Origin of the sequence: Solibacillus cecembensis, from assembly GCF_050272495.1 — a bacterium.
Lineage (GTDB): Bacteria > Bacillota > Bacilli > Bacillales_A > Planococcaceae > Solibacillus > Solibacillus cecembensis.
The window spans coordinates 1-17,985 of record NZ_JBNNMF010000042.1 but is presented as its reverse complement, the minus strand read 5'-3'; the positions used below and the strand labels follow the sequence as shown (position 1 = coordinate 17,985).

Sequence of the window (17,985 nt, the reverse complement as noted above, 5' to 3'; positions counted from 1 at the left end):
AAGCGAAATTAAACAACCAGTCGCCGGTTCAATACCGACAACTGGTTGGATAAATGCTTTTTTGACCTCTGTCTTATATACGGGGGTCAGTCCCTAATTCGTCGGGTAGCCTTTTTCTTTACTCTAATTTACTATCTGTATAGTATTCATTTCCAAGTTCATCCACAATCGTTCGGTCATCTTTTCGTGTTAACTGTAATGTAAAGCCATCATCACCTGTAAGGAAGTATTTCTTCTCCTCCACACGCACTTTTATATTTGTATAAATCATTTCTGACTTCCCATCAATCCCCACATCTTCGGGAGCCAATTTAATTTTCAAATTATTCCCGTAAAATTCAAATTGATTGTAATAATTTTGGCGATTGATAAACACGTTATTTTGAAGATGGCTTTCCTTTGCATCATAATGTATTTCCGTTGTTGATAATTGATCAAAACCCTCCATCAAATAATAATTTGATTTTTGGGCGTAATTATCATCATATTTCAGCAATACCATTAATCCTCTCGTATCCACACTGTAAAATGCGCTCGGACCGTCTAACTTTGCATGTTCGAAAATATTGGCACTTACTAACTCTCCATCTAGAAACGTTACAATTTTCGCCTCATGCACGCCCCAAAAGTAGAATGGCTCGTCATGGAAATCTTGCATATAGGAGTTTATACCGCGGTCCTCTTGGAAATCACCATGAACGATTTGATAATTTCCATTTGAATGTTTATATAGTCGTGTGACAATCGATGCTTTGTCATCAATTATTAAATATCCATCTGGCCTCACGGTGGTAGTAGAAGGTCCATCACTGAAAATGCCTACATCTAAAAACTCGCCTTCCACCGTTTCCATGACACGCCATGTTCCTTCCTCATCTTTTAATTGGTGTAATATTGCCCCATCAACAAATAGTTCTTTTTCATACGCTTGTCGTTGAGATTTCAAATCAAAATTCAACATCTCTGGTGCATATTCAACTGAACGAAATTCCAAATCAATCGACCGCGGAAATTCAATATCATCATATGAATAAAATAATTGTTGCTCACTTAGCTCAATTTTTCCCGTAGCTTTCACAAATTGAATTTCATTTAAATAATCGAGTTCACCAGTAGTTAGTTTTATATAAAGTAAAATTCGCTGTTCTTCATCGATTGTCTTTACAATTTCAAATGGTTGTTCCAAATCAAAAATGCTATATTCCTTCAATACCGTTTCCGCATTTACATTGGCAACTTTTTGGAGCGCCTTCGTATCTTGTTTAGATATGGCATCAAAATATTTTTCTACAACGCCCCGCTGCTCCTCTGTCAGCAAGCTCGTCTCCACTTCTACCGCTGTTTGTATATTTTCAGCTGGCAGGAAATAAAGGGCAAATCCAAGCACAAGCATCGTGCAAAGTACAATCACAGGCTGAACCCATTGCAGTGATTTGCGCGTTTTTTTCTTTGTTAGTACCTTTTCTACAAATGCTTCATTTAATAGCGGGTCTTTACCAATTGCTTCATCAATGGCTTGCTTTATGCGAGAATTCTTCATCCCATTCACCTTCCTCTAATATGAATTTTAATTTCTCCCGCCCACGCCTTAACCTTGTTTTCACTGTGTTACTTGATGTATTTAACAGCTGTGCAATTTCCTCGATATTGAATTCTTTGTAATAATATAAAATAATAGCTTCACGATATTTTATAGGGAGCTGTAAAATAGCATGACCGAGACGCGCATTTTCAGTCAGCTCTATTACCTGCTGCTCGGCTGATTTTGTCCCTTGAAAAATCTTTTGAATTTTATTCGTTAAAACGGTATTTTTATAGCTCCAGCTGCGTAAATAATCATAACTACGATTGATTGTCATTCGATATAAATAAGTGCGGTAAGTTGATTCACCACGAAATTGCTGTTGTTGCTCAAATGCTTTTAACAACACATCCTGAACAATATCTTCCGCAACTTGCGTATTTTTCACATATGTAATGGCAAGCCGTAATAGCTCTTCTCCGTGCATTCGAACAAATTGGTCTAGTTGCATAGTAGACACCCCCCTTTTTTTTAATTTGCCGTTAGACGGAGCACTTTCAATAATAGTTTCAAATAAAATGAACATTTCTAAAAATGTGTATACTATCTTTATAGAGGAAGGTGATATTTTGCGCGTTCTACTTAATGTTAATGGTATATCTCAGTATAGTTCAGCTGTACGAGCGGAGTATCAAAACTCTGCATGCGGACCAACTACAGCTCACGTCATTTTAAATTATTTAAATAAAGATGAAGCCCTACCTACGAAGGATATTAATGAACTTTATAAATTTTTGGGTGGTACAAAAATTGGTCTTTTTAAATGGCGAATGATTCGTAATTTAAGACGCCTACTCGGTGAAAACTGGTGTATTGAAGAGTGCACACTTACGGAAGCCATTCAACAATTACGTGCAGGAAATCCAGTTGCGATAAAGTTCGATGCCTATTTTACAGGTCAATTTTTCTCAAAAAAGAAACCAATGTTCGACTATCATTGGGTGCCTTTAATTGGCTATGAAATTAAAAACAACGAGCTATACTTAATCATTCATGATAATGGCGGACGCCACCGAGATAGTCAAATCCGCTCCTTCAACTATGATGATAACCGAAAAGTACTAAGCTTCGTTAAAATAGAGCCAATTGCTGGGACATTACATTCAAATTAATACAAAAAGACATTTTGGCTGCTAATCAAAATGTCTTTTTTCATATGTTTATTTTACTTTTAATAGCTAAGAAAAAAAAGATTGCCAACATTCCAATTTACGCTATAATAAATTCTTGTGCGAATAAGCATAAAATTATTAAAAGGTGGAGTGATAAATGAAAAAAACCCTTACAGCAGTTTTAGCATCTGTATTATTACTGGGTGCATGCTCAGGTGAAGAAGCTAAAAACGAGGCAGAGGCAAAAGTAGAAACAAACGCGTCAGCCGAAACTACTGTGGCAGTTAAACCAACCCCAATCCAAGGCGAAGATTTCGACAAAGCAAGCGGTGCAGATGCATACGCAAATGCTGGAGACAATCCCGAATCTCGTTATTACAAAGCACCTGATTTTTATAACTTAAAATCAGATGAGAACATTACCATTATCGAAAACTTCCAAACGATGCAACAGACGACAGAATGGTCTTGTGGTCCTGCCACTGCATTAATGGTCGCAAATCATTTCGGTTATAAAGATATGACAGAAATGGATATTGCCAAACAAATGAAGGCAATGACAGACCTTGATGTAGAAGGTGCATTACCTGGCTCTGCGAACAATTTCCATGAATATGGTGCAGACGTTTCACAACTCCATGATTTCTTCGCAAGCTTAGACGGCTTTGAAATCGTAGAAACAAGCTATCGCGCTGAATATACAGACGCAGATTTAATCCAAGAAAATTCAGGTGCAACAGAAAATAATGTTGGCAATTTACCTGCTACATTTACTTGGAATAGCTTATATGCATCAGAAAATAGTGATTCAACAGAAGCTTGGGTATCGGATGCAAAGGATAGCTATTTTGTAAAATGGCTAACGAACCATTTGGAAAATGATCGTCCAATTATGGTTGAATGGACAGACTGGGACGGACATTGGCAATCAATTATTGGCTATGACAATAACGGTACACCTGGTATCGGTGATGACATGTTAATTTTTGCTGACCCATATGATACATCAGATCATTGGCAAGACGGCTACTTCTTCTATCCAGTTGAACGCTGGTTTGCACAATGGAATGACCGTAATATCGCTCCAAAACCATTCCAATTACAACCATACATCGTAGTTGATTATAAATAAGCTTAAAGACGCAGGAAGCATTTTGTTTCCTGCGTCTTTTTTATTTTGCCTATATAAAATAGTGTTTTACGTCACATATTTTTGGCAATACTTCCATTAAAAAGAGCGAGGTGTGTTATGAAAACTAGTGGCTCTATTAGTATTGTTCATATTATTTTACTATCTATGACATTTATCGGGTTAAAAAACCATGTCACGATTATTCCTTCATTAATAGAAACAACAGGACGAGATGCTTGGATTTCAGTCATTATCGCGACGGTTATTATAATTCCATGGCTTTATCTCCTAATTTCCATTCAAAAAAAAATAGGGAACAATTCTTTTAGAGATGTTTTATTAAATAAGCATCCTAAAGTTGGAAAAGTCCTCATTTACTTTATCGCATTTTATTTATTGATCATGGCAGCCATGACTATGCGCGAAACATTGCAATGGGTATCAGTCACTTTTCTAATTGAGACGCCTGTATTGATTCTCTTTTTTACCTATGCCATAGTTTGCGTGCTTTTTGCGATGTCACCGATTCAAAGCATTACGATCGTTAATACTATTGTCCTATTTGGTGTAGTCGTGCTTGGCTTTTTTGTAGCGTTTGTAAATATGCAAATAAAAGATCCTAAGTTATTGTTACCTATTTTTGAACATGGCATGACACCCATATTAAAATCAATTATCTATCCCGCATCAGGATTTGTGGAATTATTATTATTCGTTTTTATCCAACATCATTTTAAGAGAAAATTAAAGTTTTCGCACTTACTCATCATGCTCTTTTTATTACTTGGCTTAACGATAGGTCCACTCGTTGGTGCCATCATGGAGTTCGGTCCAGCTGAAGCAGCTACTCAACGTTACCCTGCCTATGAAGAATGGCGATTAGCAACAATCGGGCGTTTTATTGAGCATTTAGATTTCCTTTCCATTTACCAATGGTTAACTGGGGCTTTTGTTCGGATGGGCTTACTTATATTCATAGTAATTGAATTATTAGGAATGGCTCAACAAAAAAAGAGAATTATGGAAACAATCGTACCAGCCTTTATCTTTTGTACTTTACCGCTGTTTTTATTAAACGACAGTATATTTATTGAACTAAAAGGAAAATATTTTTTAATAAGTACATGTTTGTTCTTTTTCCTTTTGGCATTTATTTTCAATGTCATTTTAAGAAAAAGAACGAATAGTAAGGCGGAGAAAAATGCATAAAATTGATTTAATTACTTTAGAGCAGCTTTTCAAAAAGAGTGCAGATGTCCGTTTCCAAACGTATGAATTTCAATCAAGCAACGTCATGTTAATTACTTGTGAAGCGATGATAGATAAATATTTATTAAACGAAGTCATTGTTCCGCGGTTACAAACCCTATGTGATAATAACGAATTACCTCTTGATCCATCAACGATTACAAAGCAATTACATCTTCCAGACTTGCAGGAAATAACGGATACAAATGATGCAGTAACAAATGTATATAGTGGTTTTGTTTTAATTTATATTGAAGAACTAAAGTTATTGCTGTCTAGTAACATTGAAAGTAAACCAAACAGAAGCCCAGAAGAAACAAGTCTTGAAGTGCTCATTAAAGGACCACGTGACAATTTCATTGAAGATTTAGCTGTTAATATTGCATTAATTCGAAAAAGAGTACCGACAGAATCTTTAGCCGTTGAAAAATTGACAATTGGGGAACGGTCGAAAACTAAAGTGGCGATTTTATATTTCCAAGATATTGCGAACCTTGATACGTTAAAGGAATTGAAACAACAGCTTCTTGAGATTAATACTGATGTTGTATTGAGTGGAGAATTATTAATGGAACGTTTAAATAAGTATTCTTATTTTATCCCAATAAATGATACAACAGGTCGCCCTGATTTTGCTCTGCAGTCCCTCATTACCGGTCGATTTATTGTACTTGTTGACGGGATAGCCTATGCAATCATTACGCCAACCAATTTATTAATGCTTTTAAAATCAGGTGAGGACAATGATTATCCCATGATTATTAGTTCGATCGAGCGCTTATTAAGGCTCGGAAGTGTATTAGTAGCGCTACTTTTACCTGCGTTTTGGTTAGCTTTAACGACCTTTCATCAAGAGCAGTTACCTTTTCAGCTACTCGCTACGGTCGTTCAATCAAACACAGGACTCCCCCTTCCATCTAGTGTTGAAATGCTCATCATGCTATTAATGTTCGAGCTTTTTCGAGAGGCGGGATTACGTTTACCAAGTATTCTCGGAGGTTCAATTAGTGTTGTAGGAGGCTTAATTATCGGGGATGCAGCCATACGAGCAGGGGTCACAAGTCCTGCGATGATTGTAGTTATCGCGATTTCTACTATTGCTACTTTTACATTAGTAAATCAATCTCTTGTCACGAGTATTGGCTTAATGCGCGTCACTCTTATATTAATTACAGCTTTATTAGGGCTGTTCGGCTTTTTCCTCTCGATTTATTTAGTGTTAATTTATTTATCTAATATTCGTGTTTATGGCGTGCCTTATCTTAACGTTGGTGCCGATTTAGGCTGGAAAAATATTTCTAAATCATTATTCCGTCTCCCCCCAGATGCCATTAAAGAACGTCCTGCCATGTTAAAACCGCAGGATAAAACGAAAGAAGGAAACAAATGAAAAAGTATCTTTTTTTCTTACCTCTTTTACTTTTAGCTGGTTGTTGGGACACAAATCAACCTGAGCGAATGTATTATCTTCATGGGATAGCTTTCGATTTTGTAGATGGAGAATATGAAATCTATGCTCAAATTATCGATTTTACAAATATCGCAAAATCCGAGCAGCCCTCAAACTCCGATGCAATTCAGATTGAGGTTGGAATTGCAAGAGGAAGAACATTTAATGAAGCCTTTTTTAATTTATATAAAACAATGGACGAGCGCTTATTTTTTGGACATTTAACGTATGTCATTTTCTCGGAAAACGTCGCGAAAGAAAACAAAATAAGAAATATCATTAATACTTTAATTAAATACCGAGAATTACGTTATAACGCCTGGGTATATGTAACAAAAACCCCGTTGGAAGAACTTATGTTGACGTCACCAATTCTTAATAAAGCCATTACCTTATCGAAGTTATCTGACCCTTTAAATTCATATAGTCAATCCTCACTAATCGAGCCGATGAACATTCGAGAAGTATTACTTTATTTAGATGAACCGAGTCACGAAGCAATAATACCTTATGTAGAAGATTCGAAAAATTGGATAACAAAAAAAGAAAAGGATACTGTCTATTCCGTTACAGGCGTTGGCATTGTTTCGGAGAATGAGGGCTTATTGGGCTTTCTTCTCGAGCAGGATGTCAAAGGGATGCAATTTATGACAAGCGATACTAGACGCAGTGAATTGACACTTCAAATTGAGGGATTCGGCGATCCTGCTGTAACAGTCGTTATTGAAAATGTAGATACTAAAATTCGTGCCGTTATTTCAGAAAACCCGATTCAATTTGATATTGATGTCAAATTAATTGTACAAATAACTGAAACGATCGACAAAGCGCAAAATAAAAAACTCATTGAAAATATTGAAAAATCGGTAAAAGAAGAAATTAAAAGAACATATGAAGCGGGTATCAAAATTCAAGCCGATGTTTATCGTCTATCCGAAACCGTCTACCGAAATCATTTACGTGAGTGGAAAAATATTGAGCAAGAAGGAAAAGTCCCCTTAACGGAAAATTCCATACGAAACCTCAATGTGGAAGTTGTCCAAACAATTGGGAAAAGAACGATTGAAATACCACGATAAAAGAGACCAACTTGGTTGGTCTCTTTTTCCTTAATATAACGAACGTGCATGTTTCGCGATAAGACGAAATCCTTCTTGCTCAAGTAATTCAAATGTTGCAGGTGAATAATTTTCTAACAGTAATGCTTCTAAATCCACTGAAATTGGCGCTTCACAATTGATCGTAGCCAATTGATGGGATAAACGAAGCATTTCTTCATTTTCACTAATTTTACTTCTTTGACCTGGCTTTAATGTTGGCAATGCGGCTAAAACCTCGTCAATTGAACCATGATTTTGAATGAGTTGTAATGCGGTTTTAGGGCCAATACCTTTTACTCCTGGATAGCCGTCACTCGAATCGCCCATAAACGCCTTCACCTCGGCAAATTGCTTTGGCGCAATCCCATATTCCTCGACAAATCGGGCTTCTGTATACACATCATATTCAGTATACCCCTTCTTCGTAAATGCAATTGTTGTTGTCGGGTTTAATAACTGCAATAAATCTTTATCACCACTTACAACCGTAATTTGGGCATCGTCTTTCCATTTCTCAATCATTGAGCCAATTAAATCATCTGCTTCAAGTCCTTTAACACCAAAGTTTTGCCAACCAATCATTTGTGAAACATCTTTAGCCATATCAAATTGTGGCAACATTTCTTCTGGTGGTGCAGGGCGATTCGCTTTATAGCCATCAGTATATACCCTATTTTAGGGGTTATTATTATCATGATTTTATATGCTACATAAACCTTGATTTTATAAGGTTTCTATAGCAAAATAAATTATCCCAACGATAGATTTTTTGGGTATTTTATTTTATAATTATTTTAGTAAAGATAACTTGTAATGAATCAGTATTAAATACTTATTTTTTTATATTAAGGAGAATTATATTTTGATAAATGACAAACTACTTCTAATAGACGGCTTTAATTTGCTAAGCCGTGGGTACTTCGCAACAGCATATGGAAAGACACCTGAGCAATTAACTAAAAATCAAAATGGTCAATATACAAATGCTTTAAGAGTTTTTCTACAGAAACTTTTCAACTTAACTAAAGAACATAATATTAGTCATTTAGTAGTTGCATGGGATGTTAAACGAGAAGAACTTAGCCGTAGAAAAGAATATGAGTTTTATAAAGCTCAGAGAAATGAGTTACCTTCCCCCCTTATTCAACAATATGAAACATTAACTGTGTTTTTAAACAATATTGGTGTGTCACAACTTACAGTTTCCCCATATGAAGCAGATGACATCATTGGAACTCTGGCTAATCATTGGAATAATGAAAGTATAGGTAATTGTTTTATTTACAGTAATGATAAGGACTTATTTCAATTATTGAGTCCCCAAACATCACAAATTACTTCTCAAAAAAAGACTGAAATCATCTATACTTTAGATTTATTTAAAGAAGAATTCAATATTGATTCTAATCAATGGGTTGATGTTAAGGCATTATTAGGAGACACATCTGACAATATTCCAGGTTGTCCAGGTATAGGAGAAAAATCTGCATTACCTTTAATTCAACAATATGGATCTCTTGAAGGTATTTATAATAATATCGAAAACCTAGACACTAGGTTTAATCGTTATAAAAAGAAGTTAATTGAAGGTGAAACTAAAGCATTATTAAGTAAAGAATTATCTACAATTATTTGTGATATAGAAGAACTTCAAAAAACAGACTTCAACAACTTTAGAATCAATATTTCTAATAAAATTCTATACGAAGAATTAAATAATTTAGAGCTAAGAATTAAAATATAATTCTTACATCTTAGTTATCATAAATAGAATTAGGAGTATTCATGGTGAACCTAAATACAAACGATACTAAATTTAAATATATTTATAGAGAAACAAGTATATACAACTTTGATGATTTTAATAATGAATTGGATTTATCTAGAGTTTACAGTATTGCTGTAGTTGGTGATGATGGCATTGAATATCCCCATCCAATTACTGATTTTTTAAGGTCATATAGAAGTTCGTCAATGTCATTAGAAAGAGAAAGACAAATGGCTAGTACAGTTTGTCAATTTTTAAATTACATTCTAAAAATGATTGATAATGAAGAAGAAGAGTTTATTAACTTAAAAAAAGAAGGTTTGTATAGTTTAGATATTATTCACGGTTCAAGATTTTTAAATTATTGCGATAATCAAATCAATTCAAATGGCGCTCGAGTAAAAAAAGATACCGTTGATAAAAAAGAGTTTACCTTAGTAATTTTATATGTCTTCTTCAAAGAAAAATGGGTAATAAATAATGACCTTGAAATAGCATCTTATTATGACACTAAAGGTAATAAAAAATATGCTTCACCTTTCACTAGAACAAGAACGAAACCTTCACGTACTGCTTCAAATAAGGGACTTAGAGACTTTGGTGAAAATCGCTTGCAGCTACTCGTTGAGTTCATAGATACTGCTATAAGTATGAAAAAAGGAAAGAAAATTGCTCTTGGAATTGCATTACAAGCTTTCGGTGGATTACGACGTGGTGAAGTAGTAAATTTAACACTTCCTAGTCTTTCATACGTTGGAAAAAGCTTAGTTTGTGATATTAAAGATAGACAAAATCATCTATTTAAAAAGAAAAAGAATCTAAAAAAGGAGCAAGTGAAAAATGAGCGCGTACAGGATATTTTACCAAGTGAATATCTAAATAATATTTATAGACAACATTTACAACTAATTGCTTCTCAAAATAAAAAATTGCCCCCAACAGTAAAAGATGCTTTATTTATCAACCAAGCCGGCTATCCATTGTCTGGAAAAGCCTATGAAGATAACTTTAATAAAGTTGTTCAAATATTTCTTACAAGACTCCTAAATGAACAACGATATGAAGAATATACTTTCCTCACAGCCAAGCCTTTTACAACTCATACTATGCGAGGTGTATTCACTAATATTTGTCTAGATAATCTAGAAATGAATGTACGACTAACAGCTAACGCTCGTGGTGATAAATTTGATACAACCGTTCAAGAATATGTAGAAATTTTAACGGCTAAACAAAAAATGGAGCGTTCAATTAATCACTTAGCCGAAGCTGTTTTAAATGTAGAAGCTAGTAAAGAAATAATAAAAAAATGGGGAAGTAATAAATAAAATGATTAGTCTTACTAAATTAAATAAGACCTATGGAATTAGTAATCGTCGAGCAAAACGGCTAATTGAAGCTGGGAAATTGATTATACATGAAAACAATACTAGTAGTAATGCAATAAATGTTACATCAAAATCACTTGAGAATTTCTTAATTGAACAAAATACATTCAATCAAACTTATATCTACTTCAAGGACTTTTTGAAGGAATTCCCTGTATTGGCAGAATACAGAATAAATATTTATATGAACGATTATGAAAAACTAAATGCCAAATTTAGATCAAATCCAGATTTTTTAAAAATTCATAAGTTAGAAATAAACTATTACGGGTATGGAACTAAAATCCTTTTTCTAAAAAGATCTGATGTAGAGATACTAAGAAATGAATATGTTGATCTTATCGAAGCAAAAAAAATTGCGGGAATAGCTGAATGCTCCTGTATTACAAAATGGCTAAGAAAACGACCAAATATTGAAATCTTCTCTTTTGGTCCTGTTAAACACCAACGATTTATTCGTAAAGACTCACTAAATTATGCAATTGGGTATTTCGACAATATTAAAGCTGAGAAAAACAAATTAATGATTAAAAATGCAATTTCCAAACCTCAAGCTAGAAATATCCTTTCACTATCAACTACCTATTTCGATGCTATTGTAAAAGCCAAATTATTAACGCCTTTATACCAAAATGAAATTAGTAACATAACGTATTTTAATAAATTAGATGTGTTAAATTTAGTTGAAGTACAAAATAAAGAATACACACTTTTAAGTAAGATATATTATTCGAAAAACGATATTATTGAGAAATATCCAAATATAATAATCGATTCAGTTAGTAGATTGAAACGTATTAATAGAATTCCACTTCCCCCTCTTCTAACACCTCTATTTATAAGTGGTGAAAAGAAATGGGAAATGCCTGGGAAATGGTTGTATTTAAAAGAGGATATAGATCAATACAATGATGAAATTATATTAAGAAACGATATTCATCATAGTGCTCAACACGCTGATGCTTTTGAAGAATATAGACGTAGATTAACTATATTAAGAATTGAGTTTGATGAAAGTTATAAAACTACAGGGAAATTATGGTTTAATTATGTTCAAGAAATTTTAAAAAGCTCTCCAGATATACAAACTTATACATCTTTAAGCTATATTAGCGTATTAACAAGAGCTACTGAAGGAATTATAGATAATATAGATAAAGAAATCTACAATTATACTTCAAACGAATTAAACCTATTATTACTAAGTAACGAAAATATATCTAGATCTTCCCGAGAACATATCTATCAGTATCTAGTCTTTTTTGACAAAGTAGTGACTCTAAATCTGGAAATTAACAATTCTATAAAAAGACCGTACAAAATAGAAAAATTAATTAATCCTAGAACACTTCCTCGTAGTTCTCAACAAGTCAAAATTTATTCATACGAAGAATATCAAAACTTATTTAACTACGCTTTAGATATTGAGTTACATAAGCGAGAAGCAATTAGTTCTATACAAGACTATTTAGATGGGAAAACAAATGCAAAAACATATACAAAATACGATTCTATTTGGTTATACGTTTTGCTTCATTTAAATAATGTATGGAGACATAGTGATTGCATAAATATCCCTAGAATCACGTTAATAGGTACAGAAATTAAAGATTTAAGTTGGCTTTTAAATAACAAATTAAGCAAAGAAGATGCTAAAAAAATCATTTTTAGAATGAAATCTGCAGATATGACTGTAAGTAAGACTGGAGCAACTAGAAATTTCTTTTGTTCTGAAGAAGTTGAAATTGCTCTTGCAACTGCTATTGCAATATGTGAACTAAGAACACGAATAGTTAACGATACTGCTGAGACTATAGTTTATAAGTTAGACAATAAAGGTTCCCTAGCAAAAAAACCAAAATCTCTATTTTTTAAAAAGCTCGAAAATCCTACTTTTGATTTTCAAAATAGAGCTATGAACCGTACATTATTAAGTTTAATGGTTTATATCCAATCAATAACTGGGCATAGTAGTGATTCAGAATACATCCGAATATTAAGAAGTCATGTAGATTTTGAAACAACAAATATCTATATCACCATTCCTCAAGATAGAATTGATACTATTGCCCTTCAACTCTTTGATAGAGATATGTTCGGCCATATTCCACAAGTTTTGTCAGAATTAGTTTTTGGTAAGTCTAATGATGAATTTACTGAAACAAAAAATATTAATTTAATTAAAGACAAATTTGGAGATATATATAAAGTAGAAGAGATGGTACTTTTTCTAAATAATATACAAGACATTAAACCTCAAGCATCTCAGGAATTCCTAAGGGAAAATAAAGAATATAAAAATATTGTTGAAAATATCATTAGAACTATGCCATCAAAAGAGGTAAATTCACTATTTCAAAGAACTTTCACCTCACAATTACCTAGTAAAGAAAAAGGATATCACTGTATAGTTTCTCAAGATAACTGCAAATTTCCTGGACGTTCTTGTAAAGGTTGCCCTCTTGCTATTCCTAATTTCTACTCTTTATCGGCTTTAATAGAAGGTATTTTTAAAAAAATAAACGTTATTGACCAATCTCTTAAAGAAAACCTACCAACTGCTGAAAAAACCCGACTAGCTAACTGGATTGCATTAGATTTGGATTTATTAAAAGATGCACAAAATAAATATGGTAAGCAAGAAGTAGCTCTTTTCGCGACAGGAATTATGGAAAAATTAAAATCTATTAACCCTATCCGCTCATATCAGACCATCGGGAGGAATTTAATTGAATCTTAATGAACTTGCATCCAAGCAATTATTAGATTTTGAAATCGATATAGAAACGGATGATCTATTTGATTTCAAAGTAACTATTGAGAATACTAAAAAAGATATAGAACAATTAAAATCCGAGAGTAATAACAATGCTTTACCTTTTATTAAAACTCTTGAATTCGACAATAATAAATGGATTTTTTCAAATTTAATCACGGGCAATTCTGAAGTCATTGACTTCACCCCAATCGAAAAGGCTTTTACTTTTATAAAGCATACAAATGTTAACGATTTAGTTAATGCTTTGAAATGTTGGGTTATACATCGTCTAGTACATGATGAATTAAGTCCAACTTCCGTAGAAACGTATTTCAACTATTTAGTTGAAGCTTTAATTGAAACTAAAGCATTTACCCCTGATGACGTTGAAACTTATTTAGAATTAATAAACTCTTTACAATTAAGTGATGGGCCAAAAAGACAGCGGGTAATAGCTGTCTTAAATTTCCTTTCATATTATGAGGAAATTGATTACGAAAATCAATATACAATCGAATTACTTCGCCTACTAAATAATCTTAAAGCAGTAAGTAATTCTAGACCTATCCCTCCTGGAACTCATATATTAAGGTTTTCAATAATTTTAGAGGACTTTTTCAAAACTTGTAATAAGGACGATAAAAGGTATATACGTTATTTCCCTATAATTTTATGGTGGAAAATAACTACCGTTATTCCCCTTAGACCTTTTGAATTTTGTGCAATAGTTCCAGATTGTTTGGCGTACGAGGAATCTAAGTGTTACTTAAAACTTCCTCGTTTGAAAATGACTAATAAAGAGAAAAAATATCGACAGAAAAAACAAATAGTAGATAAAATTCGTATTCCCAGAGATATTGAATTACTTATTTTAGAGTATCAAAGCCTTGTAAAGCAAATAGATAAATCAGATAGGCTCACACTAATCTCTAGAGAAATATACGAAAAAACAAACAATGGCGGTTCCCATAATTTAAAAAGAAGTAAAGCAGCATTCCTAACACCTGATTTAGGAACATTAATAAATTCATTTTATGGTGAAATAGTTGAAAAAGTTTATCAACTTACATCAACTCCATTAGTAAAAGAAAAAGATAAATCTTTCTTAACACAAGAATTACAAAAAGCAGATTTATTTAGAGTACGTTCTATCGATACTAGACATATTGCCTTTATTAATATGTTAGCCCAAGGATGGAGTAAGCCTGAAATAGCTAGATTCGGTGGTCATAGAGTATTAGAAACTCAAGCAGGTTATCAAAATCATAGAGAATATTGGATTGAAATTGAAACGAAGAAAATGATGGAAAAGTTTAATCTGGGTCTACAGACAAACTATTCTACTTCAAATGAAAGAAGTGGAATTAAAGATAATCATTCCCTATCCATGAGACTTGACTCAGCTTTTAAGAAAAAGTTTGTTCTAAAACCACCCTCTACTAATACTAAAGAAAAATTAAAATTAGGAATATGTACAGATCCAATACAACGATGTAAATCTCATTGTTTATATTGCAATTATTGGAGAATATCTTCCGAAGAATTTGAATTAAAGAGAGAACAATTACTAGATTTTATCAATGAATGTGACAACAATATTCATGAATTATTGGCCTTTCTCAAAGATTTAAATAGATTTGTTTTTCATGGTGAGTTAAACCCTGATATAGCTTCTAAAATTTTATCTAGTCAAAAGCAAATTAATGATGAATTATATAAAAGGGCTATGTTGTTTCATAATCTTGAAAATAGCAATATAAAGGGTGGTACTAATGGCTAATAAGTCTCGACTATACGGTGAAGACGTAATAAAAGAAATTATTTATAGATATATAGATGAAAACAATATTGCGGGGGAAATAGAATATAGTAATGTAAGGGATTTCGCATTAAAACTTTGGGAAAATAAAGATCACTTGTTTACGCAAAAAATGTACTATCAACTCATAGATAAAAATACTGGCGAAACTTCAGATAAAATTTATAAAAACATTAAGTTAAGCGATGATTTTTGGAGAAAACCTCAATATCAAGGGCGTCAGCAAATCGATGCATTCAATGATGTTCTTTCAAAAACTGTGGCGAGAACTAGTAAGCGTGAATTCTATATACCTAATGTAGAATTTGTAATAGACAAGTTTAAACATAATATTACTCAACTAAAATTGAATCTAAAACCACTAGAGGCTCAATTAAAAAAAAGTATCCTTCAAGAAGAAAAATTGGAAAATAGGATTAAAAATCTTATTGAAGATAATAGTAACTTAAAGAATCAAAAAAATGACTTATACATCCAAAATCAAAAGCTCCAAGATGCACTATACAAAATGTTTGAATACAGCGCCTCTAGGGACATTCCTTTGGAAAACCAACTAAACACTGGGAAAGGAAGAACAAAACGTGTTGAGGAGGCTTTAAAAGACGTTTTTGGCGACAATATAAGCTCTTTTTATTTGAACTTTAAAGAAAACACACATACTAACAATCAGAGCAATATTAAAGACTTTAATACATTCAAAGAAAATAAGGCTATTAAATCTTATGATGATGAATATGATTTTGAATAAAAGCTTCTAAAATATAGAAATATGCGTTTTGAATTTAGTTTTAAAACGCATATTTCTATTTGCAATTAAATTTGGTCCCTGCTCTATATCACTTATATTTAAAGAAATGAATAGAAAGTTTAATATCCCTTTTATCGATCATCTATATTTTTGAATAATCTATTTTAATAGCTATACTAAAACTTTTCTCTTAAATCACACTTTTATTCAATAAATTTATTAGCTCTTTATACAGTTGGATATATCACTTGCTAAAACTTTAGATCCGGCTGCACCCTTTAAATATTTTAAATCACCAGTTGATAACCAATCGATTTCTTTTAAGTTCATTAATAATTGCGCAATTTTTACGGAATTAGGTTGTTGCGACTTTACTAAATAATTTTCATTAATTACTGTATTTCCTACCATTGCTAATGCATTTAAACATGTAATATGCGTCATTCGATAAAGCGAGTTATCTTCCCATTCTTCAGGAAACAGCTCCTTTATTGTGTTGAAATAAAATAGACAGAGATTAAGTTTTTTTTCTTTAGAAAGCTTATCCAATACTGATTTTTTAGTTAATAAATTCACGATATTATATAGATTTTGAAGCGTAATATTCCTCTCCTTACTTCGTCTTCCAGTAAGGGTACCTTTGCTAAAAAATGGACTTTCGGGTCTTAATATTAGATTGGTTGCAACCCAACTAACATCATCATTGTTACGATTTAAATAACGACTTAAAGACGTTCCAATCCCCTTAGCCTTTGTATTTATTACATCAAATAACTTAATTTCCTCCTCATCATCTAAATAATGAAATGCAAGAAAAGGTACGTTTAATGTACTGTCAGTTACACTAATATATTCTTTTATACCACCAAGACGATGTTGCCCATCCATTAAGGTAGCTTTCTTTTTGCAAATTAGTCTGCCTAAATTGGGTCGGTTTTTATCGTACGCATGAAATTCCCAATTCCCTGCTGCATTTAACAAGATTGGTGTATATAGTGAATCTTCACCTTTTGACAAATAATCTGCAAAGTCGATGCAGCGCTTTTTATTTATTGGTCGTTGATATCCTTTTCCAGAAGGATCATTATATAACTTTGAATATGAAAAAGTGACTGCTACTTGTGAAGATACAAATCCTTGATAAGCTACTCTTCCCCGCATTTTTGATTGAATAACATTTTCGATTGCAATATTAGTTGATAAATTACTACTCATAACTTTTCTCCTTTTATTAAATTTAACATCATTTTAATACTAAAATATAATATAAATCAATTAAAATTAACTTTAAGTGTATTTTCTTTATACTTTAATGGTATGTGATATTTATTTGACCTCACCTAGTCTAAAAGTGAGGTGATTTAATATGGATTTAACAAAAAGAGTAGGAATGAATATTCGAGCTATTAGAAAATCTCAAAATTTGACGATTGACGATTTAGCAGAGAAATGTGATTTTCAATCTCCGTATTTATCAGATGTAGAGCGTGGAGAGAGAAATATTACGTTACAGACTTTAAATAAAATATTAGACGCATTACAAGTTGAGCCTGGGCGTATTCTTATTCCAGAAAACAAATCAAGTGAAGGTGAAGATAAGATTAGAAAGGAACTTTTACAGTTATTATTCAATACTCTTGAAGATAAAGATGAGAACGATATACGAATGTTGTTAAATATCTCAAATGAAATCTTTGGGCGCTTAAAAAACAACTAAAAAGCAGCTTGTGAATACTCTTACTATAGGGTAAATAGTATAATAAGATAAAACCAGACCTTATATTTAGAGGGCACTGAAAAACTTGCGTTTTTTATATCCCATTGGCGAACGTAAATTAAAAAAGACGCTATTTTGTTCGATTCGAACAAAATAGCGTCTT

Annotated in this window: 14 protein-coding genes and 1 pseudogene; 11 read left to right on the top strand and 4 right to left on the bottom strand. The window is 32.5% G+C overall.

Features of this window, described 5'->3' with window-relative positions; all coding sequences use genetic code 11:
* Positions 1-118 precede the first annotated feature (118 nt).
* The gene (locus ACQKIH_RS21585) at positions 119-1,540 is read right to left on the bottom strand and encodes a hypothetical protein (RefSeq protein ID WP_427768850.1); all 1,422 of its coding nucleotides are present in this window, start codon (positions 1,538-1,540) and stop codon (positions 119-121) included.
* A complete protein-coding gene (locus ACQKIH_RS21580; RefSeq protein WP_427768847.1) occupies positions 1,509-2,033 on the bottom strand; it encodes a sigma-70 family RNA polymerase sigma factor in 525 nt (174 codons plus the stop codon). Before ACQKIH_RS21580 ends, ACQKIH_RS21585 begins: the two co-directional genes overlap by 32 nt.
* Before the next feature lie 118 nt (positions 2,034-2,151).
* Here ACQKIH_RS21580 and ACQKIH_RS21575 point away from each other — a divergent pair, with 118 nt between their 5' ends.
* The 5 genes from ACQKIH_RS21575 (at position 2,152) to ACQKIH_RS21555 (ending at position 7,603) form a co-directional block, all read left to right on the top strand.
* A complete protein-coding gene (locus ACQKIH_RS21575; RefSeq protein WP_057983612.1) occupies positions 2,152-2,694 on the top strand; it encodes a C39 family peptidase in 543 nt (180 codons plus the stop codon).
* 157 nt (positions 2,695-2,851) lie between these two features.
* Positions 2,852-3,826, top strand: a complete 975-nt coding sequence (locus tag ACQKIH_RS21570; RefSeq protein ID WP_057983610.1) for a papain-like cysteine protease family protein — start codon at positions 2,852-2,854, stop codon at positions 3,824-3,826.
* A gap of 117 nt (positions 3,827-3,943) precedes the next feature.
* Positions 3,944-5,035, top strand: a complete 1,092-nt coding sequence (locus tag ACQKIH_RS21565) for an endospore germination permease (protein WP_057983608.1) — start codon at positions 3,944-3,946, stop codon at positions 5,033-5,035.
* The gene (locus ACQKIH_RS21560) at positions 5,028-6,464 is read left to right on the top strand and encodes a spore germination protein (RefSeq protein ID WP_057983606.1); all 1,437 of its coding nucleotides are present in this window, start codon (positions 5,028-5,030) and stop codon (positions 6,462-6,464) included. Before ACQKIH_RS21565 ends, ACQKIH_RS21560 begins: the two co-directional genes overlap by 8 nt.
* A complete protein-coding gene (locus ACQKIH_RS21555; RefSeq protein ID WP_057983604.1) occupies positions 6,461-7,603 on the top strand; it encodes a Ger(x)C family spore germination protein in 1,143 nt (380 codons plus the stop codon). The genes ACQKIH_RS21560 and ACQKIH_RS21555 overlap by 4 nt, the downstream gene beginning before the upstream one ends.
* 30 nt (positions 7,604-7,633) lie before the next feature.
* Here ACQKIH_RS21555 and ACQKIH_RS21550 read toward each other — a convergent pair.
* Positions 7,634-8,284: pseudogene (locus tag ACQKIH_RS21550) on the bottom strand (5'-3' exonuclease); the annotation flags it as partial.
* Between the two features lie 202 nt (positions 8,285-8,486).
* Here ACQKIH_RS21550 and ACQKIH_RS21545 point away from each other — a divergent pair.
* The 5 genes from ACQKIH_RS21545 to ACQKIH_RS21525 are packed head-to-tail and all read left to right on the top strand — an operon-like array spanning position 8,487 to position 16,105.
* Complete coding sequence (locus ACQKIH_RS21545) at positions 8,487-9,368, top strand: 5'-3' exonuclease (protein WP_427768844.1); 882 nt, start codon at positions 8,487-8,489, stop codon at positions 9,366-9,368.
* A 44-nt stretch (positions 9,369-9,412) separates the two neighbouring features.
* The gene (locus tag ACQKIH_RS21540) at positions 9,413-10,720 is read left to right on the top strand and encodes a hypothetical protein (RefSeq protein WP_427768842.1); all 1,308 of its coding nucleotides are present in this window, start codon (positions 9,413-9,415) and stop codon (positions 10,718-10,720) included.
* Between the two features lies 1 nt (position 10,721).
* Positions 10,722-13,520 carry a hypothetical protein gene (locus ACQKIH_RS21535; protein ID WP_427768841.1) on the top strand — a complete coding sequence of 933 codons (2,799 nt, stop codon included), beginning with the start codon at positions 10,722-10,724 and terminating at the stop codon, positions 13,518-13,520.
* Complete coding sequence (locus ACQKIH_RS21530; protein WP_427768840.1) at positions 13,510-15,318, top strand: hypothetical protein; 1,809 nt, start codon at positions 13,510-13,512, stop codon at positions 15,316-15,318. Before ACQKIH_RS21535 ends, ACQKIH_RS21530 begins: the two co-directional genes overlap by 11 nt.
* Positions 15,311-16,105, top strand: a complete 795-nt coding sequence (locus ACQKIH_RS21525) for a hypothetical protein (RefSeq protein ID WP_427768839.1) — start codon at positions 15,311-15,313, stop codon at positions 16,103-16,105. Before ACQKIH_RS21530 ends, ACQKIH_RS21525 begins: the two co-directional genes overlap by 8 nt.
* A 219-nt stretch (positions 16,106-16,324) precedes the next feature.
* Here ACQKIH_RS21525 and ACQKIH_RS21520 read toward each other — a convergent pair whose 3' ends face one another.
* Positions 16,325-17,320 (bottom strand): DGQHR domain-containing protein, encoded by a 996-nt coding sequence (locus tag ACQKIH_RS21520; RefSeq protein ID WP_427768838.1) that lies wholly within the window; start codon positions 17,318-17,320, stop codon positions 16,325-16,327.
* Between the two features lie 151 nt (positions 17,321-17,471).
* Here ACQKIH_RS21520 and ACQKIH_RS21515 point away from each other — a divergent pair, with 151 nt between their 5' ends.
* Positions 17,472-17,822, top strand: a complete 351-nt coding sequence (locus ACQKIH_RS21515) for a helix-turn-helix domain-containing protein (RefSeq protein WP_427768836.1) — start codon at positions 17,472-17,474, stop codon at positions 17,820-17,822.
* Positions 17,823-17,985 lie beyond the last annotated feature (163 nt).

Bases quoted from the DNA above. Each gene is read 5' to 3' on its own strand.
- ACQKIH_RS21515 (WP_427768836.1), top strand. From the start codon at position 17,472: ATGGATTTAACAAAAAGAGTAGGAATGAATATTCGAGCTATTAGAAAA.
- ACQKIH_RS21585 (WP_427768850.1), bottom strand. From the start codon at position 1,540: ATGAAGAATTCTCGCATAAAGCAAGCCATTGATGAAGCAATTGGTAAA.
- ACQKIH_RS21565 (WP_057983608.1), top strand. From the start codon at position 3,944: ATGAAAACTAGTGGCTCTATTAGTATTGTTCATATTATTTTACTATCT.
- ACQKIH_RS21525 (WP_427768839.1), top strand. From the start codon at position 15,311: ATGGCTAATAAGTCTCGACTATACGGTGAAGACGTAATAAAAGAAATT.
- ACQKIH_RS21570 (WP_057983610.1), top strand. From the start codon at position 2,852: ATGAAAAAAACCCTTACAGCAGTTTTAGCATCTGTATTATTACTGGGT.
- ACQKIH_RS21555 (WP_057983604.1), top strand. From the start codon at position 6,461: ATGAAAAAGTATCTTTTTTTCTTACCTCTTTTACTTTTAGCTGGTTGT.
- ACQKIH_RS21535 (WP_427768841.1), top strand. From the start codon at position 10,722: ATGATTAGTCTTACTAAATTAAATAAGACCTATGGAATTAGTAATCGT.
- ACQKIH_RS21580 (WP_427768847.1), bottom strand. From the start codon at position 2,033: ATGCAACTAGACCAATTTGTTCGAATGCACGGAGAAGAGCTATTACGG.
- ACQKIH_RS21520 (WP_427768838.1), bottom strand. From the start codon at position 17,320: ATGAGTAGTAATTTATCAACTAATATTGCAATCGAAAATGTTATTCAA.
- ACQKIH_RS21560 (WP_057983606.1), top strand. From the start codon at position 5,028: ATGCATAAAATTGATTTAATTACTTTAGAGCAGCTTTTCAAAAAGAGT.